This window comes from Sphingomonas yunnanensis (assembly GCF_019898765.1).
Lineage (GTDB): Bacteria > Pseudomonadota > Alphaproteobacteria > Sphingomonadales > Sphingomonadaceae > Sphingomonas > Sphingomonas yunnanensis.
Genome location: NZ_JAIOKB010000002.1, coordinates 706,545 through 727,293, shown reverse-complemented (window position 1 = coordinate 727,293; position 20,749 = coordinate 706,545). Strand labels below are relative to the sequence as shown.

Below are 20,749 nucleotides of genomic sequence, written 5' to 3'. Positions count from 1 at the left end.
CGACCGCGCGCGCGTTAGCCGCCGCGGTCCCTTTCCCCCTTTCGGGACCGGTGCCGACCCCAAGCCGGTACTGGCCGCGTCGCGGCGTTCGTGGCGACGCGGCCGAACCGCGGCTGGAGTAGGACGGGTTCGCGGACTCGCTGCGCACCCGCTCTATATACGAGGGTCAGACCACCATCACGGCGCGGCGCGGGATGTGCGCGCCCCGCGGCGGCGAGATCAGGGGCCGGTCCCCCCGCCGGCCGGGCCTCCGCCGCCGCCAGCCCCCGCCGCGCCGACCGTGCCGATGTTGCCGAACAGGTCCTGGAAGAAGCCGCGCTTGCGACCCAGCGTCGGCGTGGTCCTGCCGTCGGGCTTGAGCGAGACGACCTGGTCGATCCCCGACTTGCGCACCGTGGTGACGTTGCCGGCCTGGTCGAAGCTGATCTGCATCGTCAGCTGGTCGCGCGGCTTGGGCGGGGTGAAGGCGAGATTGCGGCTGTCGCGCGAGACGTAATACCAGTCGCCCTGGTTGAACTGACTCGCGAAACTGGGGGTACCGAGCGTGGCGAGCACCGACTGGCGGTTGTCGACCCCGGGCTGGATCGAGTTCACCAGGTCGGCGTCGACGATATAGCCCTGGTGCGAGCGCAGCGGCGTGCACCCGGCGGCGAGCACGCCGGCAGCCAGAGCGAGAGAGAGAAGGGGGCGCATCGATACTCCGCGGAAACTCAGCCGCTTGCCCGCGCGGCACGCGCGCGTGGACATTGCGGCCTCGCGCCTCAATATGCCGCCGCGCGGGGCGAGACAAGCGTCGCGCCGGTCGGTCGAGAGGAAGAGTGTCAGGTGGGTTGGTTGAGTGGGTGGCTGCGGCGGCGCGGACCGCGCGACGAGGCGATGCCGCTGTATGACGCGGTGGTGGCGCGCGCGCGCCGGCCGCACTGGTATCTCGACGGCGCGGTGCCCGACACGCTCGACGGCCGCTTCGACATGGTCGCGGCGGTGCTGGCGATGGTGCTGCTCCGGCTCGAGCAGGCATCCGACGGCACCGACGCCTCGGTGCGGCTGACCGAGCGCTTCGTCGACGACATGGACGCGCAGGTACGCCAGATCGGCTTCGGTGACATGGTCGTGGGCAAGCATGTCGGCAAGATGATGGGGATGCTGGGCGGTCGGCTCGGCGTCTATCGTGAGGGACTGGCCGCCCCGGACGACGGCGTGCTCGACGCGGCGCTGGTGCGCAACCTGTATCGCGGCACGTCGCCCGACCCGCTCGCGCTGGCGCACGTGCGCGGCGCGCTCAAGGCGCTACGCCGCGAGCTCGACCCGCTCAGCGTGAGCGAACTGATGGAAGGACGATGGGCGTGACGACCGAATTCTCCCGCCTGGAGCGGCTCGACACGATCGGCGGCGAGGATCGCGCCGTGACGATCGCGGCCGACGCGGAAGAGCGCGCCGCGCTGGCGCGGCGCTTCGACCTGGTCGCGGTCGAGCGGCTCGAGGGTGCGTTCGCGGTACGGCGCGATCCATCGGGCGTGCTGGTCCACGGCACGGTTCGCGCCGCCGTGGTGCAGGCCTGTTCGGTCACCGGCGACCCGCTGTCCGCGACGATCGACGAGCCCATCGCGCTGCGCTTCGTCGCGCCCGGCGCCGGGGGCGACGACGAGATCGAGCTCGGCAGCGACTCGATCGACACGGTCGAGCTCGAGGGCGGCGGCGTCGATCTCGGCGAGGTGGCGGCGGAGACGATGGCGCTCGCGCTCGATCCGTTCCCGCGCAGCCCGCGCGCCGAGGTGGTGCTGCGCGAGGCGGGCGTGCTGAGCGAGGAGGAGGCGGGGCCCTTCGGCGCGCTCGCCGGGCTCAAGGCCAGGCTCGCCGCGCCGAAGGACTGAGCCCCCGACGATCAGAACAGGCCGGGCTGGTCGCGCTGTGCCGCGTTCGGATGCGGCACGGTGAGCGCGCGATTGGCCGGGCTGAACAATTTGGTCGAGCGGCTCAGCGACGCGCTGGCGCCGATCGGGGTGCAGCTTCGCCCGGCGATATAATCGAGCGCGATCGCCAGCGCGTTCTCCGCCGGGTCGCCCAGCGCGTGCGACACGTCGTCGTCGGCCTGGCAGCTCGCCTCGACCTTGGTGGCGAGCCCGTTGAAATAGTCGCCCTGCCGCGCCGAGTTCTGCAGCGCCAGCGACACCGCGAGCAGCCGGTCGTCGCTGCACGCGGGATTGTCGAACGGGATCTGCCCGACCGGCTTGCCGTAGGTGTTGCTGCCGACCAGCGCGACATTGGCGTGCAGGTAGGGAATCAGAGCGTTGATGACATATTCGCTCGCCGAGGCGGTCGCGCCGGTGCCGATGAAGGCGACGCGGCTGGGGGCAATCGCCTGCGCTTCCTGGCGAAAGTAGCGGATCCGATCCTGGCTCGACTTGGACGCGCGATAGCTGGTGTAAGCCTGGACGTCGGAGGTCGAGCGGCCGCCGCCGAGCAGGTCGGTGAAGGTCTCGGCGGTGGAGAGAAGGCCGCCGCCATTGTAGCGCAGGTCCACGACCAGGTCGGTCACGCCCTGCGCGCGGAAGGTGGCGAAGGCGCTGCGCAGCTGGTCGTCCGCGCTGGCGATGAAGGTGCGCAGGTTGATGTAGCCGACCTTGCGGCCGCCCGAGTCGAGCACCTTGGCGCCGTAGCGGGGCGAGACCGGCGCCAGCGAGTAATCGGCGGTGCTGAGCGACACCACGCGCGTCCCGGCGGCGTCGCTGACTCGCAGCACGCGCTGGCTACCCGGGGTGGAATCGTCGAACACCGCGTTCAGCGCGGCATTGTCGTTCTTGGCGACGATGTCGGTGATGTCGCGCAGGTTGGATGCCGAGGTGCCGATCGCGAGGACCTGGGTGCCGCGGTCGATCCCGGCGGCGAGCGCGGGCGTGTTCTCGAACGCCTCGCTCACGAAGAGATGATTGTTGGCGTCGAAGGCGAGCCGCACGCCGATGCCCGCGGTCTTGCCCGAGGCGAAATAGGCGGCGTCGGCCGACGCCGAGGTGACATAGGTGAAATAGCGGTCGCGGTTCTGCGCGCGCGCCGGCGCGGTGAGCGCGTCGACGTAGTCGTCCAGCGTGGTGTAGCTCGCGGGATCGACGTTGCTCGCGAGCAGCTCGGGGTAGCGGTACCATTCGTCGAGGATGGAGAAGGCCCAGTCCTGTCGCGCACGGAGCGTACAGCCGCCGGTGCTCCCCGTGGTGCCCGTGCTCCCGGTGCCGCCGCCCACGGCGGCCGATCCACCCCCGGTGCCGCCCGCGCTGTTACTGTCACTGCCGCCGCCGCACCCCGCCAGCATCCCTGCCAGCGCGAGCGCGCCCACCCACCGCGGTGTACGCATCACTTACTCCTACGAACCCGCGGTATTCGTATCGTGACCTCCTCTCCTTGTATATGGCGCCACCGGGCGGCCGCGAGCGAGAACGCCCCAGACTGGCGCCATCGCGCCGCGATCTGCTAGCGTGTCGCCATGACCGCGCGCCCGCTCCTCCCGCTCGCCCTCCCCGTCCTGCTCGCGCTCGCCGGCTGCGGCGATGCCGACACCGCGAACCAGGCCGTCGCCGCGACGCCGCGCGGCGACTATGTCGCCAAGATGCAGGCGCTCAACGAGAAGGAGCGCAATGTGGCGCTGTTCCGCGCGATCCGCGACGCCGGCCGCTCGTGCCAGCAGGTCGACCGCTCGGTGCCGACCGACCCGGTCGCGGGGAAAGCCGCCTGGGTCGCCACCTGTGACGACCAGTCCGCCTGGCTGGTCACGCTGGACGACTCGGGCACCGCCACCGTGACCGACGCGCGCGCGATCGCGGGGCGCAGCGCGACCGGCTGAGCCGCCGGCCGGCGCGCCTAACCGATCAGCCGCGCGATCTTCGCGCGCAGCGCGCGGATCGTCTCGGCGGGCAGCGTCTGCACGCTCGACAGCGACAAGGTCCGCGGGTTCACCGGTTGGCCGTTCTTCCAGACCTCCCAGTGCAGATGCGGCCCGGTCGAGATGCCGGTCGAGCCGACATAGCCGATCACCTGGCCGCGCCGCACCCGCGCACCCTGGCCGACGCCGAAGCGACTCATATGGCCGTAGCCGGTGACGAGCCCGCCGCCGTGCGCCAGCTTGATGAAATTGCCGTAGCCGCCGGCACGCCCGGCGAACTGCACCACCCCGTCCATGGCGGCGTAGATCGGGCTGCCATAGGCCGCGCCGATGTCGGTGCCCTTGTGCATCCGCATGAAGCCGAGCAGCGGGTGCATCCGCATCCCGAAGGTGGAGGTGATCCGCCCCGCCACCGGCATCCCCATCGCGCCGCGGCGCTCGATCGTGCCCGAGGGATCGAGCATCTGCCCGCCCTCGCCGTCCTTGTCGCCCCAGCGCACCAGCCGCAGCTGGCGGCGGCCGTGCGCCAGCCCGGCATATTGCAATTGGCCGACCTCGACCTCGCCGGTGGCGGCGCGCGCCTGGTCCGCGACGATATCGAAGCGGTCGTCGCTGCCGAGCTGGCCGATCGGCAGCTGCGCGGCGATCGCCTTGATATAGGTCTCGACCACGCGCGCGGGGACGCCCGCGGCGCGCGCCGAGCGGTAGAGCCCCGCGCCGACCGTGCCGCTGACGTGCAGCGGGGTACGGTCGATCGCGATCGACTGGCGGTCGAGCACCAGCCCGTCGCCGGCGCGCTGCACCACCAGCTTGAGGTCGAAGGCGGCGCGGAAGGCGAGCCGCTCGAGCGGGCGCGGCTGGAACTTGGTCGGGCGGCGGCCGAGCGTCAGCGCCAGCACGGTGCCGGGCTTGAGCGAGTCGAGCGCCACCGTGTCGCCGACCAGGCCCGAGACCCGCCCTGCCTCGCCGCCGCCGACACCGGCGCGCTGCAAGGCCGTGCGCAGCGTGTCGCCGTCGGCGAGCGCGGCGCTGAGCTCGATCTGCGGTCGCTCGGGCGTCTCGGCGAGCGGGCGCACCAGCGCGGTCGCCGCCATGCGCCGCCCGGTGGTGGCGCCGAGCGCGAGTGGCGCGATCCCCTGGGTACGCGCCTCCTCGAGGCTGGCGCGATCGCCCGGCGCGGCGATGTCACCCGTGATCGCGGGCAGGCCGGGGTTGAGCTGCCACGCCCCCCAGCACAGCGCCGCGCAGGTGGCGAGCCCGCGCCACCAGGTGCGGCTGCCGATGTCCTGGCCGAGGTCGGGGACCCAGTCGGTGCGCGCCAGCGCGACTCGCGCACGGTCGAGCACGCCGCGCTCGGCGATCGGCACCAGCTGGCGCCCGAACGCGCGACCGCTGCCGCGTCCGCCGGCGCCCGCCAGCTCCATCCCCTGATCGTCGCGCAAGAACACGTCGGCCGCCGCCTTCCGTCACGCGCCGAACCTACCCCCCGGCGCTTGGGTGCGAGCGTTGTGGAGAAGAGGTGCTAAAGTCAAATTAACCGCACCTCGCGGCGGCGATCGCTGCGGCGGGCCGGTGGTGTCCGGCGGCGGGCCGCGCCGGAGACCGAGCGCGATTGCATCCGGCGGACACAGACCCGATGTAGTCTGGGCCATGTCGCTCACCCCCCGCCCGCTCCACAGCTCGCGCGTGATCGCGGTGCTGGGCCCGACCAACACCGGCAAGACGCATCTCGCGATCGAGCGGATGTGCGCGCATGCCAGCGGCATGATCGGCTTCCCGCTGCGGCTGCTGGCGCGGGAGGTGTACGACCGCGTCGTCGCGATCAAGGGGCCGGAGCGGGTCGCGCTGATCACCGGCGAGGAGCGGATCGTGCCCAGGGACGCGCGCTGGTTCCTGTGCACCGCCGAGAGCCTGCCGCTCGAGCGCGACGTCGCCTTCGTCGCGCTCGACGAGGCGCAGCTCGGCGCCGACCGCGAGCGCGGCCATGTCTTCACCGATCGCCTGCTGCGCGCGCGCGGGCGCGAGGAGACGATGATCCTCGGCTCGGAGGCGCTCCGCCCGGTGCTGCGCGCTTTGGTGCCCGAGGCCGAGATCGTCGAGCGGCCGCGCTTCTCCACGCTGTGCTACGCCGGCGCGAAGAAGCTCTCGCGGCTGCCGCGGCGCTCGGCGATCGTCACCTTCTCCGCCGAGGAGGTCTATGCCACCGCCGAGATGCTGCGGCGGCTGCGCGGCGGCGCCGCGGTGGTGATGGGCGCGCTGTCCCCGCGCACGCGCAACGCGCAGGTGGCGATGTTCCAGGCGGGCGAGGTCGACTATCTCGTCGCCACCGACGCGATCGGCATGGGGCTCAACCTCGACGTCGGCCACGTCGCCTTCGCCGGCCTGTCCAAGTTCGACGGCCAGCAGCGCCGTCGCCTCACCGTCGCCGAGATGGCGCAGATCGCGGGCCGCGCCGGGCGCCACCAGCGCGACGGCACCTTCGGCGGGCTGACCGAGGAGGGACCGGAGGCGTTCGAGCCCGAGGAGGTGGCCGCGATCGAGGCGCATCGCTTCCCGCGGCTCGACTGGCTCTACTGGCGCGACGGCACGCCCGACCTCTCCTCGATCGACGCCCTGCTCGCCTCGCTCGCGCGTCGCCCCGAGCACGAGCGGCTGCGCGCCGCGCCCGAGGCGACCGACCTGCGCGTGCTCAGGCGGCTCGCCGACGAGGCGGGGGTGCGCGATCGCGCGCGCGGCAATGTCGCGCGGCTGTGGGCGGCGTGCGGCATCCCCGATTTCGCCAAGCTCGGCATCGACCCGCACGCGCGCTTCGTCGGGCGCGTGTTCGGCTACCTCGCGCAGGGCTACGTGCCCCACCAGTGGTTCGCCGACGAGGTGGCGCGGCTCGACCGCGTCGAGGGCGACGTCGAGACGATCGCGGGGCGGATCGCGGCGATCCGCAGCTGGGCCTATATCGCGCAGCGGCCCGACTGGCTCGCGGACCCGGCGCACTGGGCGGCGCGCACGCTGGCGGTGGAGGAGCGGCTGTCCGACGCGCTCCACGAGAAGCTCACCCAGCGCTTCGTCGACAAGCGCACCACCGCGCTGGCCAAGAAGATCGGCAGCGGGGTGGGCGCGCTGCCGGTCGAGATCGACGCCGAGGGCGAGGTGACGATCGACACGCACGCGATCGGGCGGCTGGAGGGCTTCCGCTTCGTGGTCGCGCCGGACGCCACCGCCTCCGACAAGCGGCTGCTGCTGGCCACCGCGGAGAAACGGCTCGGCGCCGAGCGGCGACGCCGCGCCGACGCGTTGGTGGCGCGCGACGATAGCGGTTTCGCGCTCGACGACCCGGGGGTGATCCTGGCGGACGGGCTCGTGGTGGCGCGACTCCGGCGCGGCGCGTCGCTGGCGCGGCCGCAACTCGTGCTCGACCCGGCGCTCGACTGCCTCGATCCCGCGGTGCGCGAGTCGATCGCGACGCGGCTGCGCGCCTGGCTGGCGGGAGCGATCGGTCGCGCGCTGCGCAGCGTCGCGGCGGCGGCGGAGGCGGCGCGCGCGCCCGCCGCGAGTCCCGCGCTGCGCAGCGTCGCGGCGGCGCTGGAGAGCGGCGCGGGCTTCGCCGAGCGGCTGCCGCTGCGCGCCGCGATCGAGTCGCTCAGCGCGGGCGACCGCCACTGGCTGCGGCGCCAGGGCGTGACGATCGGCGCGCTCGATCTGTTCGACCCGCGGCTGCTCAAGCCCGGCGCGCAGGCGTGGCGCCGCGCCTTGCTCGCCGCGGCGGGGACGTCCGCGCCGCCGCTGCCGCGCGCGGGCGCGACGACGCTGCCGCGCGGCAGCGCGGGCGCGGTACCGCTGATGGGCTATCGCCCGCTCGGCGCGCAGGCGGTGCGGATCGACCTGGTCGAGCGGGTCGCGCGCGCCGCGCACGACGCGCGTACTGCCGATGGCCGCGTGCCTTTCGCACCCGACCCCGCGCTGGCGGTGTCGATCGGGCTGGAGCCGGCGACGATCGCGCGGCTGATGGCCGAGCTCGGCTTCCGCCCGGCACCCGTGAGCGCGGAGGGGCCGCCGCTCTACGTCTGGCGCGGCCGTGCCCCCGCGCGCGAGTCGCGCCCCCCGCCCGACAACGCCTTCGCCGCGCTCGCCGAGCTGGTGCGGCGGTGAGCGGGGGCGAGGCGATGCGGCTCGACCGCTATCTGTGGCACACCCGGCTCGCCAAGACGCGCGACGACGCGCAGGCGCTCGCCTGCGACGGCCGGCTGCGCATCGACGGGCGCGCCATCGACCGCGCGCACGCGCCGGTACGCGTCGGCAACATCCTCACCTTTTACCACGCCGGGCGCGTGCGCGTGCTGCGCGTCGAGGCGCTGCCGGGACGGCGCGGACCGGCGCCCGAGGCGCAGGCCTGCTACCAGGAACTGGTCGCCGGCGCGGGTGAGAACGGGTCGCAACGCGGTCACGAGCGTTGACGCGGGCGTGATGCGGCGCAAAAGCGGCGCGCGAGAAGCGAGGATATCCCGATCATGACCTACGTCGTCACCGACGCGTGCATCCGCTGCAAGTACATGGACTGCGTGGAAGTCTGCCCGGTCGACTGTTTCTACGAGGGCGAGAACATGCTCGTCATCAACCCCTCGGAGTGTATCGACTGCGGCGTGTGCGAGCCGGAATGCCCGGCCGAGGCGATCCTGCCCGACACCGAGAGCGGGCTGGAGCAGTGGCTCGAGCTCAACAACACCTTCTCGGCGCAGTGGCCCAACGTCACGCGCAAGCTCGACCAGACCCCGGCCGACGCCGATTCGTTCAAGGGTCAGGAAGGCAAGTTCGACAAGTTCTTCTCGCCCGAGCCCGGCAAGGGCGACTGAGCCGGGGCGGCCCGGTCGGCGTGCGGTTGCCGGGCGCGACGCGCGCGCGTACCGCTGCGGCCATGACCCGTCGGCTCGTCCCCGCGCTCCTCGCGCTGCTTCTCCCGCTCGCCGCCGCGGCGCCGGCCGTGCCCGCGCCCCAGGCAGCACCCGCCGTCGCCGAGGCGAGGCCGCCGGTGGTGGTGCCGACCGTCGCCGCGCGCTTCCCGCACGACCGCGAGGCCTTCACCGAGGGGCTGATCTGGCACAGCGGCGCGCTCTACGAGAGCGTCGGGCTCGAGGGCCGGTCCGACGTCCGCCGCGTCGACCTCGCCACCGGCAAGGCGGTGAAGCGCGCGACCATCCCGCCGGCGCAATTCGGCGAAGGGCTGGCGGCGTGGAAGGACCAGCTCGTCAGCCTGACCTGGCACGACGGCGTCGCGCATCGCTGGGCGGCGGCGACGCTGCGCCCGCTCGGCACCGCGCGCTACGGCGGCGAGGGCTGGGGGCTGACCAGCGATCGCACCGCGCTGATCCGCTCGGACGGCAGCGCGACGCTGACCTTCCACGATCCCGCGACGCTGGCGGTCAGGCGCACGCTCAAGGTGACCTACATGGGTCAGCCGGTCGACCAGCTCAACGAGCTCGAATGGGTGGACGGCGCCATCCTCGCCAACGTCTGGCACCAGCCGATGATCGTGCGGATCGACCCGGCGAGCGGGCGCGTCACCCAGGTGATCGACCTGCGCGCGATCGTCGCCGAGATCGGCGCGCGCGATCCCGAGGCGGTCGCCAACGGCATCGCCTGGGACGCCGCCAAGCGCCGCCTCTTCGTCACCGGCAAGCGCTGGCCGACGCTGTTCGAGATCCGGCTGCCGCGCTGAGGGTAGAGCGAGTTTTGGCGGCGACATCAGAGGGTTGATCTTCTGGTCTTGGTCGCGGGACGGGACCGAAGCGCGCGGCCGGCCGTTCTGCGGCGTGATGCCGGCCCCTCCCTCCGCCCCGCCGCGATGAGCTGGCGCTCGCTCGTCTTCGGCCGCCGGCTCGCCAACCGCGAGAGCCAGGCGCGCAGGATCGGATGGTTCGAGGGCGTGCCCGCGATGGGCCTCGATGGCCTGGGCTCGTCCGCCTACGGGCCCGAGGCGGCGCTGGCGGTGCTGCTGCCGCTCGGCGCGGCCGGGCTCGGCTCTATCGGCTGGGTGATCGCGCCGGTGATCGCGCTGCTCGGGATCCTGTACCTGTCCTATCGGCAGGTCATCCTGGCCTATCCGTCGAACGGCGGCGCCTATACCGTGGCGCAGGCGAACCTGGGCGAGCGCGGCGCGCTGCTCGCCGCCGCGGCGCTGATGACCGACTATGTCCTCAACGTCGCGGTCGGCATCTCGGCGGGGGTGGGCGCGCTGACCTCCGCCGTGCCGGCGCTGCACGCCTACACGCTGCCGCTGTGCCTCGGCATCCTCGTGCTGGTCGCGGTCGCCAACCTGCGCGGCACGCGCGAGGCGGGGTGGCTGTTCGCGCTGCCGACCTATCTCTTCCTCGCCAGCTTCCTCTTCATCCTCGGCCTGGCGCTGGTGCGCGCGACCGCGAGCGGCGGGGCGCCCGCGCCGGTCGTCGCACCCGCGCCGCTCGCCGCGGGCACCGCGGGCGCGGCGGCGGGGTGGTGGCTGCTGGTGCGCGCCTTCGCCGCGGGCTGTACCGCGATGACCGGGGTGGAGGCGGTGTCGAACGGCGTCAGCGCCTTCCGCGAGCCGGTGGTGCGCGAGGCCCGCCGCACGCTGACGGTGATCTGCGCCGCGCTCGCGTTGCTGCTCGCCGGGGTCGCGCTCGCCGCCGCGCACTATCAGGTCGGCGCGATGGACCAGACCCGCGGCGACTATCAGTCGGTGCTGTCGCAGCTCGCGGGCGCCGCGGTCGGGCGCGGCGCACTCTACCATGTCGCGATGACGAGCCTGCTCGCGGTGCTGTGCCTCTCCGCCAACACCAGCTTCGTCGGCTTCCCGCGCGTGTGCCAGCTCGTCGCGCGCGACGGCTATCTGCCGCGCCCGTTCGCGCAGGCCGACCGGCGGCTGGTCTTCTCCGCGGGCGTGACCTTCCTGACGCTGACCGCGGGCGCGCTGCTGGTCGCGTTCGGCGGCATCACCGATCGGCTGATCCCGCTGTTCGCGATCGGCGCCTTCCTCACCTTCAGCGTCAGCCAGATCGGCATGGTGGTGCACTGGCGCCGCGCCGGGGGAGAGCCGCGGCGGCTGGCGATCAACGCGGTCGGCGCGGCGGTGACGCTGGCGGCGCTGGCGGTGATCACCGCGGCCAAGTTCGTCCAGGGCGCGTGGCTGGTGCTGCTCGCGGTGCCGGCGATCGTGCTGCTGCTGCGCGCAACGAACCGCTATTACGCGCGCCAGGCGGCGCGACTCGCCCCTGACGCGACCTTCGCGGTGGAGGAGCACGATCCGCCGACCGTGCTGGTCGCCTATGAGGAGCGGACCCGCATGAGCGACCGCGCGCTGCGCTTCGCGATGACGCTCTCCCCCGACGTGGTCGCGATCCACCTCACCGGGTTGAGCGGCCCGGACGAGGAGGAGGATCTCGCCAGGCTGCGCGCCGCGTTCGAGCGCGACATCGCCGCGCCGCTCACCGCGGCGGGCGAGACCGCGCCGCGGCTGATGATGGTGCCCGCGCCCTATCGCGAGATCGACGGGCCGCTGCTCGAGCTGGTGGCGAAGATCGACGCGGCGACGCCGGGCCGCTCGGTCGCGATCATCATCCCCGAGCTGGTGCTGCGGCGCTGGTGGGAGCGGCTGCTCCACGGCCGCCGCGCGGCGCGGCTGCGCGACCAGCTGATGGCGCATGCCGGCCCGCGGCTGATGGTGGTCTCGTCGCCCTGGCGCGCGTGAGCGCGGCTCAGGCGAGCAGCCGCACGCCGACGACCAGCAGCACCACCGCGAGCAGCGGCGTGACGATCCGCTCGGGCAGCCGGTCGGTCAGCCGCGCGCCGAGGATCACGCCGGGGATCGAGCCGAGCAGCAGCGCGCCGAGCAGGTGCAGGTCGATGTTGCCGATCAGCGCGTGGCCGATGCCGCCGAGCAGCGCGACCGGCACGGCGTGGAGGATGTCCGTCCCCACCAGTTTCTTGGCGGTGAGCCGGAAGGGATAGAGCAGCAGCAGCAGCGTCGCCCCGAGTGCGCCCGCGCCGACGGAGGTGAGCGTGATCAGCGTGCCGAGCAGCGCCCCCGCCGCGACCGTCAGCGCGGGCTGGAAGCGCAGCAGCGCCTCGGTGCGTGCGCCCTCGCGGCGGGCGAAGCGTCGGGCGAGCGCGGTCCGGAACGGGGTGAGCAGCGCCGAGATCACCAACGTCGCGCCGAGCAGGTGGACGATCAGCCCGCCGCTCTCGGCGCGCTCGTGGTGGCTCCACAGCCACCAGAGCGTGACCGCCACCGCAGGTAGGCTGCCGAGACAGAGCCGGCGCACCACCTTCCAGTCGGCATTGTCGCGGCGATGATGCACCGTGCCGCCGACCAGCTTGGTGACAGCGGCGAACCACAGGTCGGTCCCGACCGCGGTGGCGGGCGCCACCCCGAAGAGCAGGATCAGCACCGGCGACATCAGCGACCCGCCGCCCACGCCGGTGAGACCGACGATGGCGCCCACCAGGAAGCCCGCGAGCGTGCTCAGCCAGTCCATGTCGCGCGTACCCTCATCGCATGTCCCGGCGTCATCGCGCCCGATGTGCGACGCCCGAGGGGCGCGCGGCAAGCGCAGAAATGCTTGGGGCCGCCGTGGCGCCGGGCGCATCGGGATTAGTCGTCGGCGTGGTCCGCGTGCAGCCGGGCGAGGATCGCCGCGACGCGCGCGCCGGCGCGACCGTCGCCATAGGGGTTGCGCGCGCGCGCCATCGCCGCGTGCGCGGCGTGGTCGTCGAGCAGCCGCGTCGCCGCCGCGACGATTCGCGCCGCGTCGGTCCCGACCAGGCAGGCGCAACCCGACGCGATCCCCTCCGGCCGCTCGGTGGTGTCGCGCAGCACCAGCACGGGCAGATCGAGCGCGGGCGCCTCCTCCTGTAGCCCGCCGGAGTCGGTGAGGAGCAGGTGGCTGATGCCCAGCAGCCGCACCATCGACGGATAGTCGAGCGGCGGCAGCAGCATCACCCGCGGCTCGCGCGCGAGCAGCCCCGCCAGCGCGCGTGCCTGCGGCGCCGGATGGGCGAGGAGCGCCACGGCGACGTCGTCGCGTACCGCCAGCGTCGCCACCGCCCGCGCCACCCTCGCCATCGCCGCCAGGTCCTTCTCGCGCCGATGCACCGTCACGGTGACGATCCGGCGCGTGCGCGCCGCGGCGGCGAACGGTGTCACCGAAGCACCCAGCGACGGCGACGCGGCGACGCGCGCGGCCATCGCGAGTAGCGAGTCGATCCCGGTGTTGCCGGTGACGTGGATCGCGCCGAGCGGCACGTTCTCGGCGGCGAGCGCGGCGGCGGCGGTGGCAGTGGGGGCGAAGTGGCAGTCCGCCACCGCGGTGATCGCCCGGCGCCAGCCTTCCTCCGGGCGCGGGGCGGCGAGGTCGCCGCTGCGCAGCCCCGCCTCGACGTGCGCGACGGGCACGCCGCACAGATTGGCCGCCATCGCCCCCGCCCAGGCGGTCGATGTGTCGCCCTGCACGACCAGCCGCGCCGGTCGTTCGGCCTCGAGCAGCGCGGCGACCGAGTCGATCAGCGCGCCGAGCAGCGCGCGATGCGGCTGCCCCGCGCGCATCAGGTCGAGATCGACGTCCGGCACCAGCTCCAGCGCGGCGAGCGCCTGGTCGAGCAGTGCGCGGTGTTGTCCGGTCACCGCGAGCCGCACCGTCAGCCTCGCCCGGCGCCGGAGCGCCGCGATCACCGGCGCCATCTTGATCGCCTCGGGCCGGGTGCCGAATAGGAGCAGGATTCGGGGCGCCGCGCGCATGTCGTCTTATTGTAGCGGGAGACAGCGCATGCTGCGGCGCGGAACCTAGCGGCCGTGCCGCGCGATTCAGCGGCGAGCGAGGAGGGTAGTTGAAATGCGACTGGTGATGATCGGCCTCGGCCGGATGGGCGGCAACATGGCGCGCCGCCTGATGCAGGCGGGGCATGAGATCGTCGCCTATGACCGCGACACCGACGCGGTCGCCAAGCTCGCCGAGGCGGGCGCGATCGCCGCCGGCTCGCTCGACGAGGCGCGCGCGCGCTGCCAGGAAAGCGGCGCCGCCGCGATCTGGTGGGTGATGTTGCCGCACGGCGCGGTGACCGACGGCGTGATCGAGCAGATCGCGGCCAGCGCGAGCGCGGGCGAGGTCGTGATCGACGGCGGCAACAGCTTCTACAAGGATGATATCCGCCGCGCCAAGGCGCTCGCCGAGAAGAACGTCCATTACGTCGACGTCGGCACCTCGGGCGGCGTCTGGGGGCTGGAGCGTGGCTATTGCATGATGATCGGCGGCCCCGACCAGGTCGTGCGCGAGCTCGATCCCGTCTTCTCCGCGCTGGCGCCGGGATCCGGCACGATCGAGCGCACGCGCGGTCGCGCCGACGGCATTGATGACCGCGCCGAGCGCGGGTACATCCACGCGGGCCCGGCCGGCGCGGGCCATTTCGTCAAGATGATCCACAACGGCATCGAGTACGGCCTGATGCAGGCCTATGCCGAGGGCTTCGACGTGCTCAAGGGCAAGGCCTCGGAGAAGCTGCCCGAGGACGAGCGCTACGACCTCAACCTCGCCGACATCGCGGAGGTGTGGCGGCGCGGCAGCGTGATCTCGTCCTGGCTGCTCGACCTCACCGCACAGGCGCTGGCGAGCGACCCGCACCTCGAGAAGTTCAGCGGCAACGTCGCCGACTCGGGCGAGGGGCAGTGGACGATCGAGGCGGCGATGGAGGAGGCGGTGCCGGTCAACGTCCTCACCACCGCCCTGTTCGCGCGCTACCGCAGCCGGGTCGAGCATACGTTCGGCGAGAAGGCGCTGTCGGCGATGCGCTTCGGCTTCGGCGGCCACGTCGAGATGCCGCAATAATGCCGATCCGATTGCTGGTGTCCGACGTCGACGGTACGCTCGTCGACAAGGAGAAGCAGCTCACCGCGGCGACGATCGCCGCGGTGAGGCGTCTGCAGGACGAGGGCGTCGCCTTCACGCTGATCAGCGCGCGGCCGATGTCGGGCATCCGCCCGCTGCTCGACCAGCTCGACTTCGACGGCGACGTCGCGGCGTTCAACGGCGGCATCGTCTTCCGCCGCGACGGCACGATCGTCCACCACGAGACGCTCCCCGTCGACGTCGCGAGGGAGGCGCTGACGATCGCGGCCGAGTTCGCGGTCGATACCTGGCTGTTCGCCGATGACCGCTGGTATGCCACCGACCCCGACGGCCCGCACACGACGAGCGAGCGGCGCAGCTCGGCGCAGGAGCCGGTGGTGGCGGAGGACCTGGGCGCGCTGCTCGAGCGCGCCGACAAGCTCACCTTCGTCAGTGACGACGAGGCGATGCTCCACGCGCTCTACGCGCGCGTCCACACCGCGATCGGCGATCGCGCCACCGTGGCGCAGTCGCAGGTCTATTACCTCGACGTCACCGCCAAGGGCGCCAACAAGGGCGACGGCATCGCCGCGCTCAGCGAGGCGCTCGGCATCGCGCTCGAGGACACCGCCGCGATCGGCGACCAGGCCAACGACCTGCCGATGCTGCGCCGCGCCGGCCTACCGATCGCGATGGGCAACGCGCCCCAGGAGGTGAGACAGGCGGCGCGAGAGGTGACTCGCGCCAACGACGAGGATGGCGTAGCGCACGCCATCGAAACGATTGTTCTGCCGCGGAGACATTGAATGAAGAAGCTCGTCGCCTTCGATCTCGACGGCACCCTCGCGCTCAGCAAACAGGCGCTCAAGGACGACATGGGCGAGACGCTGGCGGACCTGCTGACGGTCGCCGACGTCGCGGTGATCTCGGGCGGCGACTGGCCCCAGTTCGAGAAGCAGGTGGCGAGCCGCCTCCCCGAGCGCGCCGACCGTGACCGGCTGTGGCTGATGCCCACCACCGGCACCAAGCTGTACGTCCATCGCGACGGCGAATGGAAGACGATCTACGCCGAGCTGTTCGACGACGCCGAGAAGCAGAAGATCATCGCCGCCTTCGGCCAGTCGCTCGAGGCGACCGGCTTCGTCCCCGAGCAGACCTGGGGCGAGCGGATCGAGGATCGCGGCAGCCAGATCACCTTCTCCGCGCTGGGCCAGCAGGCCCCGCTCGAGGCCAAGGAGAGCTGGGACCCCGATTTCGCCAAGCGCAAGGTGATCCAGGCCGACCTGCGCCAGCGCTTGCCGGGCCTCGCGATCAACATGGGCGGCGCCACCTCGATCGACATCACCCGCGAGGGCGTCGACAAGGGCTATGGCCTGCGCAAGCTGGCGACGGAGAGCGGCATCCAGCTCGCCGAGATGCTCTTCATCGGCGACGCGATCTTCCCGGGCGGCAATGATTACCCCGCGCACGAGGCGGGCGTGGACTGCGTCCGCGTGCGCGACCCGCAGGAGACGATCAGCGTGGTGACCGCGATCGTCGCGTGCCAGAAGCAGGGCTGAGCGCGGCCTTCGGCGGACCCGCGCGATGATCGGCGTGCCCGCGCTCTACGCGCGCGTCATCCACTGGATCGGCGACGGCACCGGCACCACTGACACGGTGCTGCACATCCACGCCGGGATGGCGGTGCTGATCCTGGCGCGGCTGGTGACGCGGCGCTCGCTCGGCACGTTCGTGCCGCTGTCGGTGGTGGCGCTGGCCGAGCTCGGCAACGAGGTGCTCGACAGGCTCCACTATCACTCGTGGCGCTGGTGGGACACGATCCCCGACGTGATCAACACGCTGTTCTGGCCGACCGTGATCTGCGCGGCGGTGCGCTGGCGCCCGATGCACCGCCGCGACCAGCGGCCGTGAGACCGGGGGGCGACGCCAGCCGATCCCGCTGACCGTGCTCTCCGTCTGAAAGGTGCGACGTCGGCGCTGGCCGCCTGTCACTCGCCACAGCCGTCATCCCGGACTTGGTCCGGGATAACGGAGGTATGAGCGGCGGGAGATGTGGGCTAGCGCCCCCCGCACCGCTACCCGATCACCGCCCGCGCCCGCCCGGCGAGATGCCTCACCGAGGCGGCGTGTATGCCCGGAGCGGTCACCAGCACGCCATAGGCGCGCGGGTCGGGCTTGTTGAACAGGATCGGCGCGCCGAGCGCGTCGCTCACGGTCGCGCCGGCCTCGCTCGCCACCAGCACCGCGGCGGCGATGTCCCACTCATTGCCCCAGCGCAGCGTCGCGACGAGATCGGCGCGGTCGCTCGCCACCATCGCGATGCGCAGCGCGATCGAGTTGGGCTTCTCCACCGCCACCAAGGTGCGATCGGTCTTGGGGAGCGCGTCCACCGGCACGCGCGCGCCCTCGAAGTCGTTTCGATCGCCCGCCGCCAGGTCGAAGCGCCTGCCGTCCTCGCGCGCCACGGTCGCACCCGCGCCGGCGCGCGCGCGCCAGACCTCGCCGCGCGCGGGCGCGTCGAGCACGCCGATCACCGGGCGGCCGCGCTCGACCAGCGCGACCGAGACGCACCAGCCGGCGCGGCCGCGGATATAGTCGCGCGTGCCGTCGATCGGATCGACCACCCAGACGCGCTCGCGCGCGAGCCGGTCGGGGCGGTCGGCGGTCTCCTCGGAGAGCCAGCCGGCGTCGGGCAGCAGCGCGCTCAGTCGGGCGTGAAGCATGTGGTCGACGTCGATGTCGACCTCGCAGACCGGGCTGCCGGGAGACTTCTCCCAGCGCGCGAAATCGGTGCGCCAACGCGCGAACGCCATCTGCGCCGCCTCGCGCGCGATCGCCGCGACCGCGTCGGCCAGCGCGGCGTCAGCCACCCGCCACCGTCATGCCCTCGATCCGCAGCGTGGGCACGTTGACGCCGTGGCGGAAGACGAGGTCGTTCGCCGGCGTCAGCGCGCGGAACATGTCCTTCAGATTGCCCGCGATGGTGAACTCGATCACGGGCCGGCCTAACGCCCCGCGCTCGATCAGGAAGCCCGCGGCGCCGCGGCTATAGTCGCCGGTGACGGGGTTGACGCCCTGGCCGATCAGCTCGGTGACGTAGATCCCCTCGACGATATCCTCGATCAGCGTCTCCACCGGCACGTGCCCGGCCTCCATGTAGAGGTTGCTCGTCGTCACGCCCGGCGCGCCGGCGATGCCGCGCGAGGCGTGTCCGGTCGGCTCGAGCCCGAGTTGACGCGCCGAGGCGCTGTCGAGCAGCCAGGTCTCGAGCAGGCCGTCACTGACGATCGCCGTGGGCGAGACCGGCAGCCCCTCGCCGTCGAACGGGCGCGAGCGCAACCCATGCGGGCGGTGCGGGTCGTCGATCACGTTGATACCCGCCGGTAGGATCGCGGTGCCGAGCGAGTCGAGCAGGAAGCTGGTGCGCCGCGTCACCGCGCTCCCGGAGATAGCGCCGCTGAGATGGCTGAGCAAACTCGCCCCGACGCGCGGGTCGAACACCACCGGCATCGCCCCGCTCGGCGCGCGTCCGGCGCCGACCCGAGCCGCCGCTCGCCCCCCCGCCAGCGCACCGATCGCCTCGGGCGAGTCGAGATGCACACGGTGGCGGGTGGCGTGGAAGCCATAGTCGCGCTGCATCGCGCTGCCCGTGCCCGCGATCACGCTGGCGGAGAGCGTGTGGCTGGTCGCCTCATAGGCGCCGGCGAAGCCGTGGCTGGTGGCGAGCGCCCAGACGCTGCGCCCCCAGGCCGCGCCCGCGCCCTCGCTGTTGGTAACGCCCTCGACCGCACGCGCCGCCGCTTCCGCGCGCGCGGCGGCGTCGCGTAGCGCGGGGGGATCGGGTTCGTCGCGGTCGGCGAGGTCGAGCAGCGGCGCGGCGCCGTGCAGCAACCGCGACTCGGGGGCGAGCCCCGCCCAGCGATCCTCCGGCGCCTCACGCGCCATCGCCACCGCACGCTCGACCAGGATGCCGAGCGACTCGGGCGAGAGATCGGACGTGGAGACGCTCGCCGAGCGCTGCCCGACGAAGACGCGCAGGCCGAGATCGGCCCCCTCGGAACGGCCGACGTCCTCGAGCGCACCGAGCCGCACCGACACCTCGCCCGAGGCGTTGGCGGCGAACACCGCATCGGCGGCGTCGGCACCCGACGCGCGGGCGCGGCGGACGATATCGGTGGCGCGCTCCTGCGCCTGGTCTGGGATGAGCATGAGAGTGATGTAGGCCTGCGGTCCACTCGGTGACTAGTCAACGGCCAACGCCTTGTGCCGCGGAATGGATGCGCGCACGGCTACAGCTCAGCGTCGACGCGGCCGGTCGCCCCCTCGATACGGCATCCCGCCCGCCTCGGGTCGCCGCGCCATTTACCATCTATTAACGTTTCGTTCAGGCGCCGGAACGTTCTCCTGCCCGTGCGCATTCGCGCTATCTGTCCATTTTGGTACGAGAGGTAAGTAGATGCGTTCGAATCTTCCCCGCATGACGGCCCTGACGCTGATCGCGGTCGGCGCCGTCGGGCTCGGCGGCTGCGCCTCCAAGGGCTTCGTCCGTGACCAGATCGCCACGGTGAACCAGCGTATCGACGGCCTCGACGGTCGCCTGCGCACGGTCGAGGGTACCTCGGGCCAGGCGCTCACCCAGGCACAGGCCGCCGCAGCCCAGGCGCAGCAGAACAGCCAGCGGATCGACCAGCTCGGCACCCGCGTCGACTCGTCGGAGCAGCAGATGCAGCAGCTGCAGCAGCAGCGCGCGCGTCGCCCGCGCGGCTGAGCCACGGCGACACGATGCGCGCGCGTCGCGGGGCGGCACGGCCGACCATCATCGATATGGCCGTCCGTCCGTCCCGCGGCGCGGGTCGCGTGATCGTCGCGGCGGTGGCGGCGCTGGCGCTGTCGGGTACGGCGCTCGCCGTGCCGCCGGTAGCGCCGGCTCGCAAGACCGCCGCGGCGGCGAAGCCGGGCACGGCGAAGGTCTCGGCGAAGAAGCCGGTCCGCAAAGCCAGCAAGGTGGCCAAGGCTACGCCGTTGCCGGTCGAACCCGCGCCGGAGATGCCGCGATCGGAGAACGCCGAGCGAATGATCGCCTGGGTCGCCGCCGCGCACGACAACGGCAAGCTGCCCTATGCGGTGATCGATAAGCCCGCCGCGACCTTGTATCTCTTCGCCGCCAACGGCGACTACCTCGGCGAGACGCCGGTGCTGCTCGGCATCGGCATCGGCGACGACTCCACGCCGGGCGTCGGCGCCAAGAACCTCGACGATATCGGCCCGGCCGAGCGCACCACCCCCGCCGGCCGGTTCGTCACCAAGTTCGGCCGCGCCTTCGGGCGGCAGCGCGTGCTGTGGGTCGATTATGCCAATGCGGTGGCGATGCACGTCGTCACCAGCCTCCACAAGAACGAGCATCGAGTCGAGCGGCTGCTGTCGCCCTCGCCCGAGGACAATCGCATCTCGTTCGGCTGCATCAACGTCGGCGCGCGCTTCTACAACGGCAAGCTGCGCCCGCAGTTCGAGAAGCGCGGCGGCATCGTCTATGTCACGCCCGACGTGAAGCCGCTCGACGAGGTCTTCCCGCGCGTGCGGCTGCTTCCCTATCTCGCCGCCGCCAACGCCGCGACCGGCCCGGGCGTGGCGCGATGAGCACGCTGCTGCTCGCGGCGATGCTCGCCGCGGCGGACCGCCCGGTCGTGGTCAGCTCGCTGACGACGCCCCAGCTGGTCGAGCTGTGCCGCGGCAGGGACGACGACCCCACCGCCGATTTCTGCACCGGCTACATGCTCGCGGCCTTCGACGCGCTGTCGAGCGCGCGCCAGATCTGCCCCGCGCCGGACCGCAGCTCCAACGTCGCGGTCACCGCGGCGGCACGGAGATACCTACGCAAACAGGGCAAGAAGTCGAGCGCGGCGCCCGCCTTCGTGGTGCGGCAGGGGCTGAAGGAGGCCTTCCCGTGCAAGCCCGCGGTCAAGCCTAAGCCCAAGGCCACGTCGAAGCCGACGCGCAGGCGGCGGTGACGGTCGCGACCGGCGTGTCTCGG

Annotated in this window: 22 protein-coding genes; 15 read left to right on the top strand and 7 right to left on the bottom strand. The window is 72.7% G+C overall.

Annotation, left to right across the window (positions count from 1 at the left end; translation table 11 throughout):
• Nucleotides 1-219 precede the first annotated feature (219 nt).
• A complete protein-coding gene (locus K7957_RS09565) occupies nt 220-693 on the bottom strand; it encodes an outer membrane protein assembly factor BamE (RefSeq protein ID WP_223011708.1) in 474 nt (157 codons plus the stop codon).
• A 132-nt stretch (nt 694-825) separates the two neighbouring features.
• On the opposite strand from K7957_RS09565, the gene K7957_RS09560 reads away from it, so the two are divergent.
• Together K7957_RS09560 and K7957_RS09555 are read left to right on the top strand one after the other, a co-directional pair.
• Complete coding sequence (locus K7957_RS09560) at nt 826-1,347, top strand: ubiquinol-cytochrome C chaperone family protein (RefSeq protein WP_425517191.1); 522 nt, start codon at nt 826-828, stop codon at nt 1,345-1,347.
• Nucleotides 1,338-1,871, top strand: coding sequence for a YceD family protein (locus K7957_RS09555; protein ID WP_223011707.1), 534 nt, complete (start codon nt 1,338-1,340; stop codon nt 1,869-1,871). The genes K7957_RS09560 and K7957_RS09555 overlap by 10 nt, the downstream gene beginning before the upstream one ends.
• A gap of 11 nt (nt 1,872-1,882) precedes the next feature.
• Here K7957_RS09555 and K7957_RS09550 read toward each other — a convergent pair whose 3' ends face one another.
• Nucleotides 1,883-3,346: a S41 family peptidase gene (locus K7957_RS09550; RefSeq protein ID WP_223011706.1), complete on the bottom strand. Its 1,464-nt coding sequence runs from the start codon at nt 3,344-3,346 to the stop codon at nt 1,883-1,885.
• Nucleotides 3,347-3,475: 129 nt separating this feature from the next.
• Between K7957_RS09550 and K7957_RS09545 the strand changes: the two genes are divergently transcribed.
• Complete coding sequence (locus K7957_RS09545; protein WP_223011705.1) at nt 3,476-3,832, top strand: hypothetical protein; 357 nt, start codon at nt 3,476-3,478, stop codon at nt 3,830-3,832.
• Nucleotides 3,833-3,849: 17 nt separating this feature from the next.
• On the opposite strand, the gene K7957_RS09540 is transcribed toward K7957_RS09545, so the two are convergent.
• Nucleotides 3,850-5,319 carry a peptidoglycan DD-metalloendopeptidase family protein gene (locus tag K7957_RS09540; protein WP_223011704.1) on the bottom strand — a complete coding sequence of 490 codons (1,470 nt, stop codon included), beginning with the start codon at nt 5,317-5,319 and terminating at the stop codon, nt 3,850-3,852.
• A gap of 202 nt (nt 5,320-5,521) precedes the next feature.
• Between K7957_RS09540 and K7957_RS09535 the strand changes: the two genes are divergently transcribed.
• The 5 genes from K7957_RS09535 to K7957_RS09515 all read left to right on the top strand — a co-directional run bounded on the left by K7957_RS09535 (nt 5,522) and on the right by K7957_RS09515 (nt 11,588).
• Complete coding sequence (locus tag K7957_RS09535; protein WP_223011703.1) at nt 5,522-8,017, top strand: helicase-related protein; 2,496 nt, start codon at nt 5,522-5,524, stop codon at nt 8,015-8,017.
• A gap of 14 nt (nt 8,018-8,031) precedes the next feature.
• Nucleotides 8,032-8,322, top strand: coding sequence for an RNA-binding S4 domain-containing protein (locus K7957_RS09530; protein WP_223011821.1), 291 nt, complete (start codon nt 8,032-8,034; stop codon nt 8,320-8,322).
• 54 nt (nt 8,323-8,376) lie between these two features.
• Entirely contained in the window at nt 8,377-8,718 is a 342-nt protein-coding gene (fdxA, locus tag K7957_RS09525; RefSeq protein WP_223011702.1) for a ferredoxin FdxA, read from the top strand.
• A gap of 62 nt (nt 8,719-8,780) precedes the next feature.
• Nucleotides 8,781-9,581 (top strand): glutaminyl-peptide cyclotransferase, encoded by an 801-nt coding sequence (locus tag K7957_RS09520; protein WP_223011701.1) that lies wholly within the window; start codon nt 8,781-8,783, stop codon nt 9,579-9,581.
• Between the two features lie 126 nt (nt 9,582-9,707).
• Nucleotides 9,708-11,588, top strand: coding sequence for an APC family permease (locus K7957_RS09515; RefSeq protein WP_223011700.1), 1,881 nt, complete (start codon nt 9,708-9,710; stop codon nt 11,586-11,588).
• Between the two features lie 7 nt (nt 11,589-11,595).
• Here K7957_RS09515 and K7957_RS09510 read toward each other — a convergent pair whose 3' ends face one another.
• Entirely contained in the window at nt 11,596-12,375 is a 780-nt protein-coding gene (locus K7957_RS09510) for a sulfite exporter TauE/SafE family protein (protein WP_223011699.1), read from the bottom strand.
• A 116-nt stretch (nt 12,376-12,491) separates the two neighbouring features.
• Entirely contained in the window at nt 12,492-13,634 is a 1,143-nt protein-coding gene (wecB, locus tag K7957_RS09505; protein ID WP_223011698.1) for a non-hydrolyzing UDP-N-acetylglucosamine 2-epimerase, read from the bottom strand.
• Nucleotides 13,635-13,728: 94 nt separating this feature from the next.
• Here wecB and gnd point away from each other — a divergent pair, with 94 nt between their 5' ends.
• Genes gnd through K7957_RS09485 form a run of 4 tightly spaced genes read left to right on the top strand, consistent with a single transcriptional unit; the run spans nt 13,729 to nt 16,629 of the window.
• The gene (gene gnd / locus K7957_RS09500; protein ID WP_223011697.1) at nt 13,729-14,718 is read left to right on the top strand and encodes a phosphogluconate dehydrogenase (NAD(+)-dependent, decarboxylating); all 990 of its coding nucleotides are present in this window, start codon (nt 13,729-13,731) and stop codon (nt 14,716-14,718) included.
• Nucleotides 14,718-15,524 (top strand): Cof-type HAD-IIB family hydrolase, encoded by an 807-nt coding sequence (locus K7957_RS09495; protein WP_223011696.1) that lies wholly within the window; start codon nt 14,718-14,720, stop codon nt 15,522-15,524. The genes gnd and K7957_RS09495 overlap by 1 nt, the downstream gene beginning before the upstream one ends.
• Nucleotides 15,525-16,277: an HAD-IIB family hydrolase gene (locus tag K7957_RS09490; RefSeq protein ID WP_223011695.1), complete on the top strand. Its 753-nt coding sequence runs from the start codon at nt 15,525-15,527 to the stop codon at nt 16,275-16,277.
• Nucleotides 16,278-16,302: 25 nt separating this feature from the next.
• Entirely contained in the window at nt 16,303-16,629 is a 327-nt protein-coding gene (locus K7957_RS09485) for a hypothetical protein (RefSeq protein ID WP_246616856.1), read from the top strand.
• 164 nt (nt 16,630-16,793) lie between these two features.
• Here K7957_RS09485 and K7957_RS09480 read toward each other — a convergent pair whose 3' ends face one another.
• Together K7957_RS09480 and K7957_RS09475 are read right to left on the bottom strand one after the other, a co-directional pair.
• Entirely contained in the window at nt 16,794-17,588 is a 795-nt protein-coding gene (locus K7957_RS09480) for a 3'(2'),5'-bisphosphate nucleotidase CysQ (protein WP_223011694.1), read from the bottom strand.
• Nucleotides 17,581-18,927 (bottom strand): TldD/PmbA family protein, encoded by a 1,347-nt coding sequence (locus K7957_RS09475; protein ID WP_223011693.1) that lies wholly within the window; start codon nt 18,925-18,927, stop codon nt 17,581-17,583. Before K7957_RS09475 ends, K7957_RS09480 begins: the two co-directional genes overlap by 8 nt.
• A 268-nt stretch (nt 18,928-19,195) precedes the next feature.
• On the opposite strand from K7957_RS09475, the gene K7957_RS09470 reads away from it, so the two are divergent.
• Genes K7957_RS09470 through K7957_RS09460 form a run of 3 tightly spaced genes read left to right on the top strand, consistent with a single transcriptional unit; the run spans nt 19,196 to nt 20,726 of the window.
• A complete protein-coding gene (locus K7957_RS09470) occupies nt 19,196-19,486 on the top strand; it encodes a hypothetical protein (RefSeq protein WP_246616855.1) in 291 nt (96 codons plus the stop codon).
• A gap of 14 nt (nt 19,487-19,500) precedes the next feature.
• A complete protein-coding gene (locus tag K7957_RS09465) occupies nt 19,501-20,355 on the top strand; it encodes a hypothetical protein (RefSeq protein WP_246616854.1) in 855 nt (284 codons plus the stop codon).
• Entirely contained in the window at nt 20,352-20,726 is a 375-nt protein-coding gene (locus K7957_RS09460) for a Rap1a/Tai family immunity protein (RefSeq protein ID WP_223011691.1), read from the top strand. Before K7957_RS09465 ends, K7957_RS09460 begins: the two co-directional genes overlap by 4 nt.
• Nucleotides 20,727-20,749: the final 23 nt, after the last annotated feature.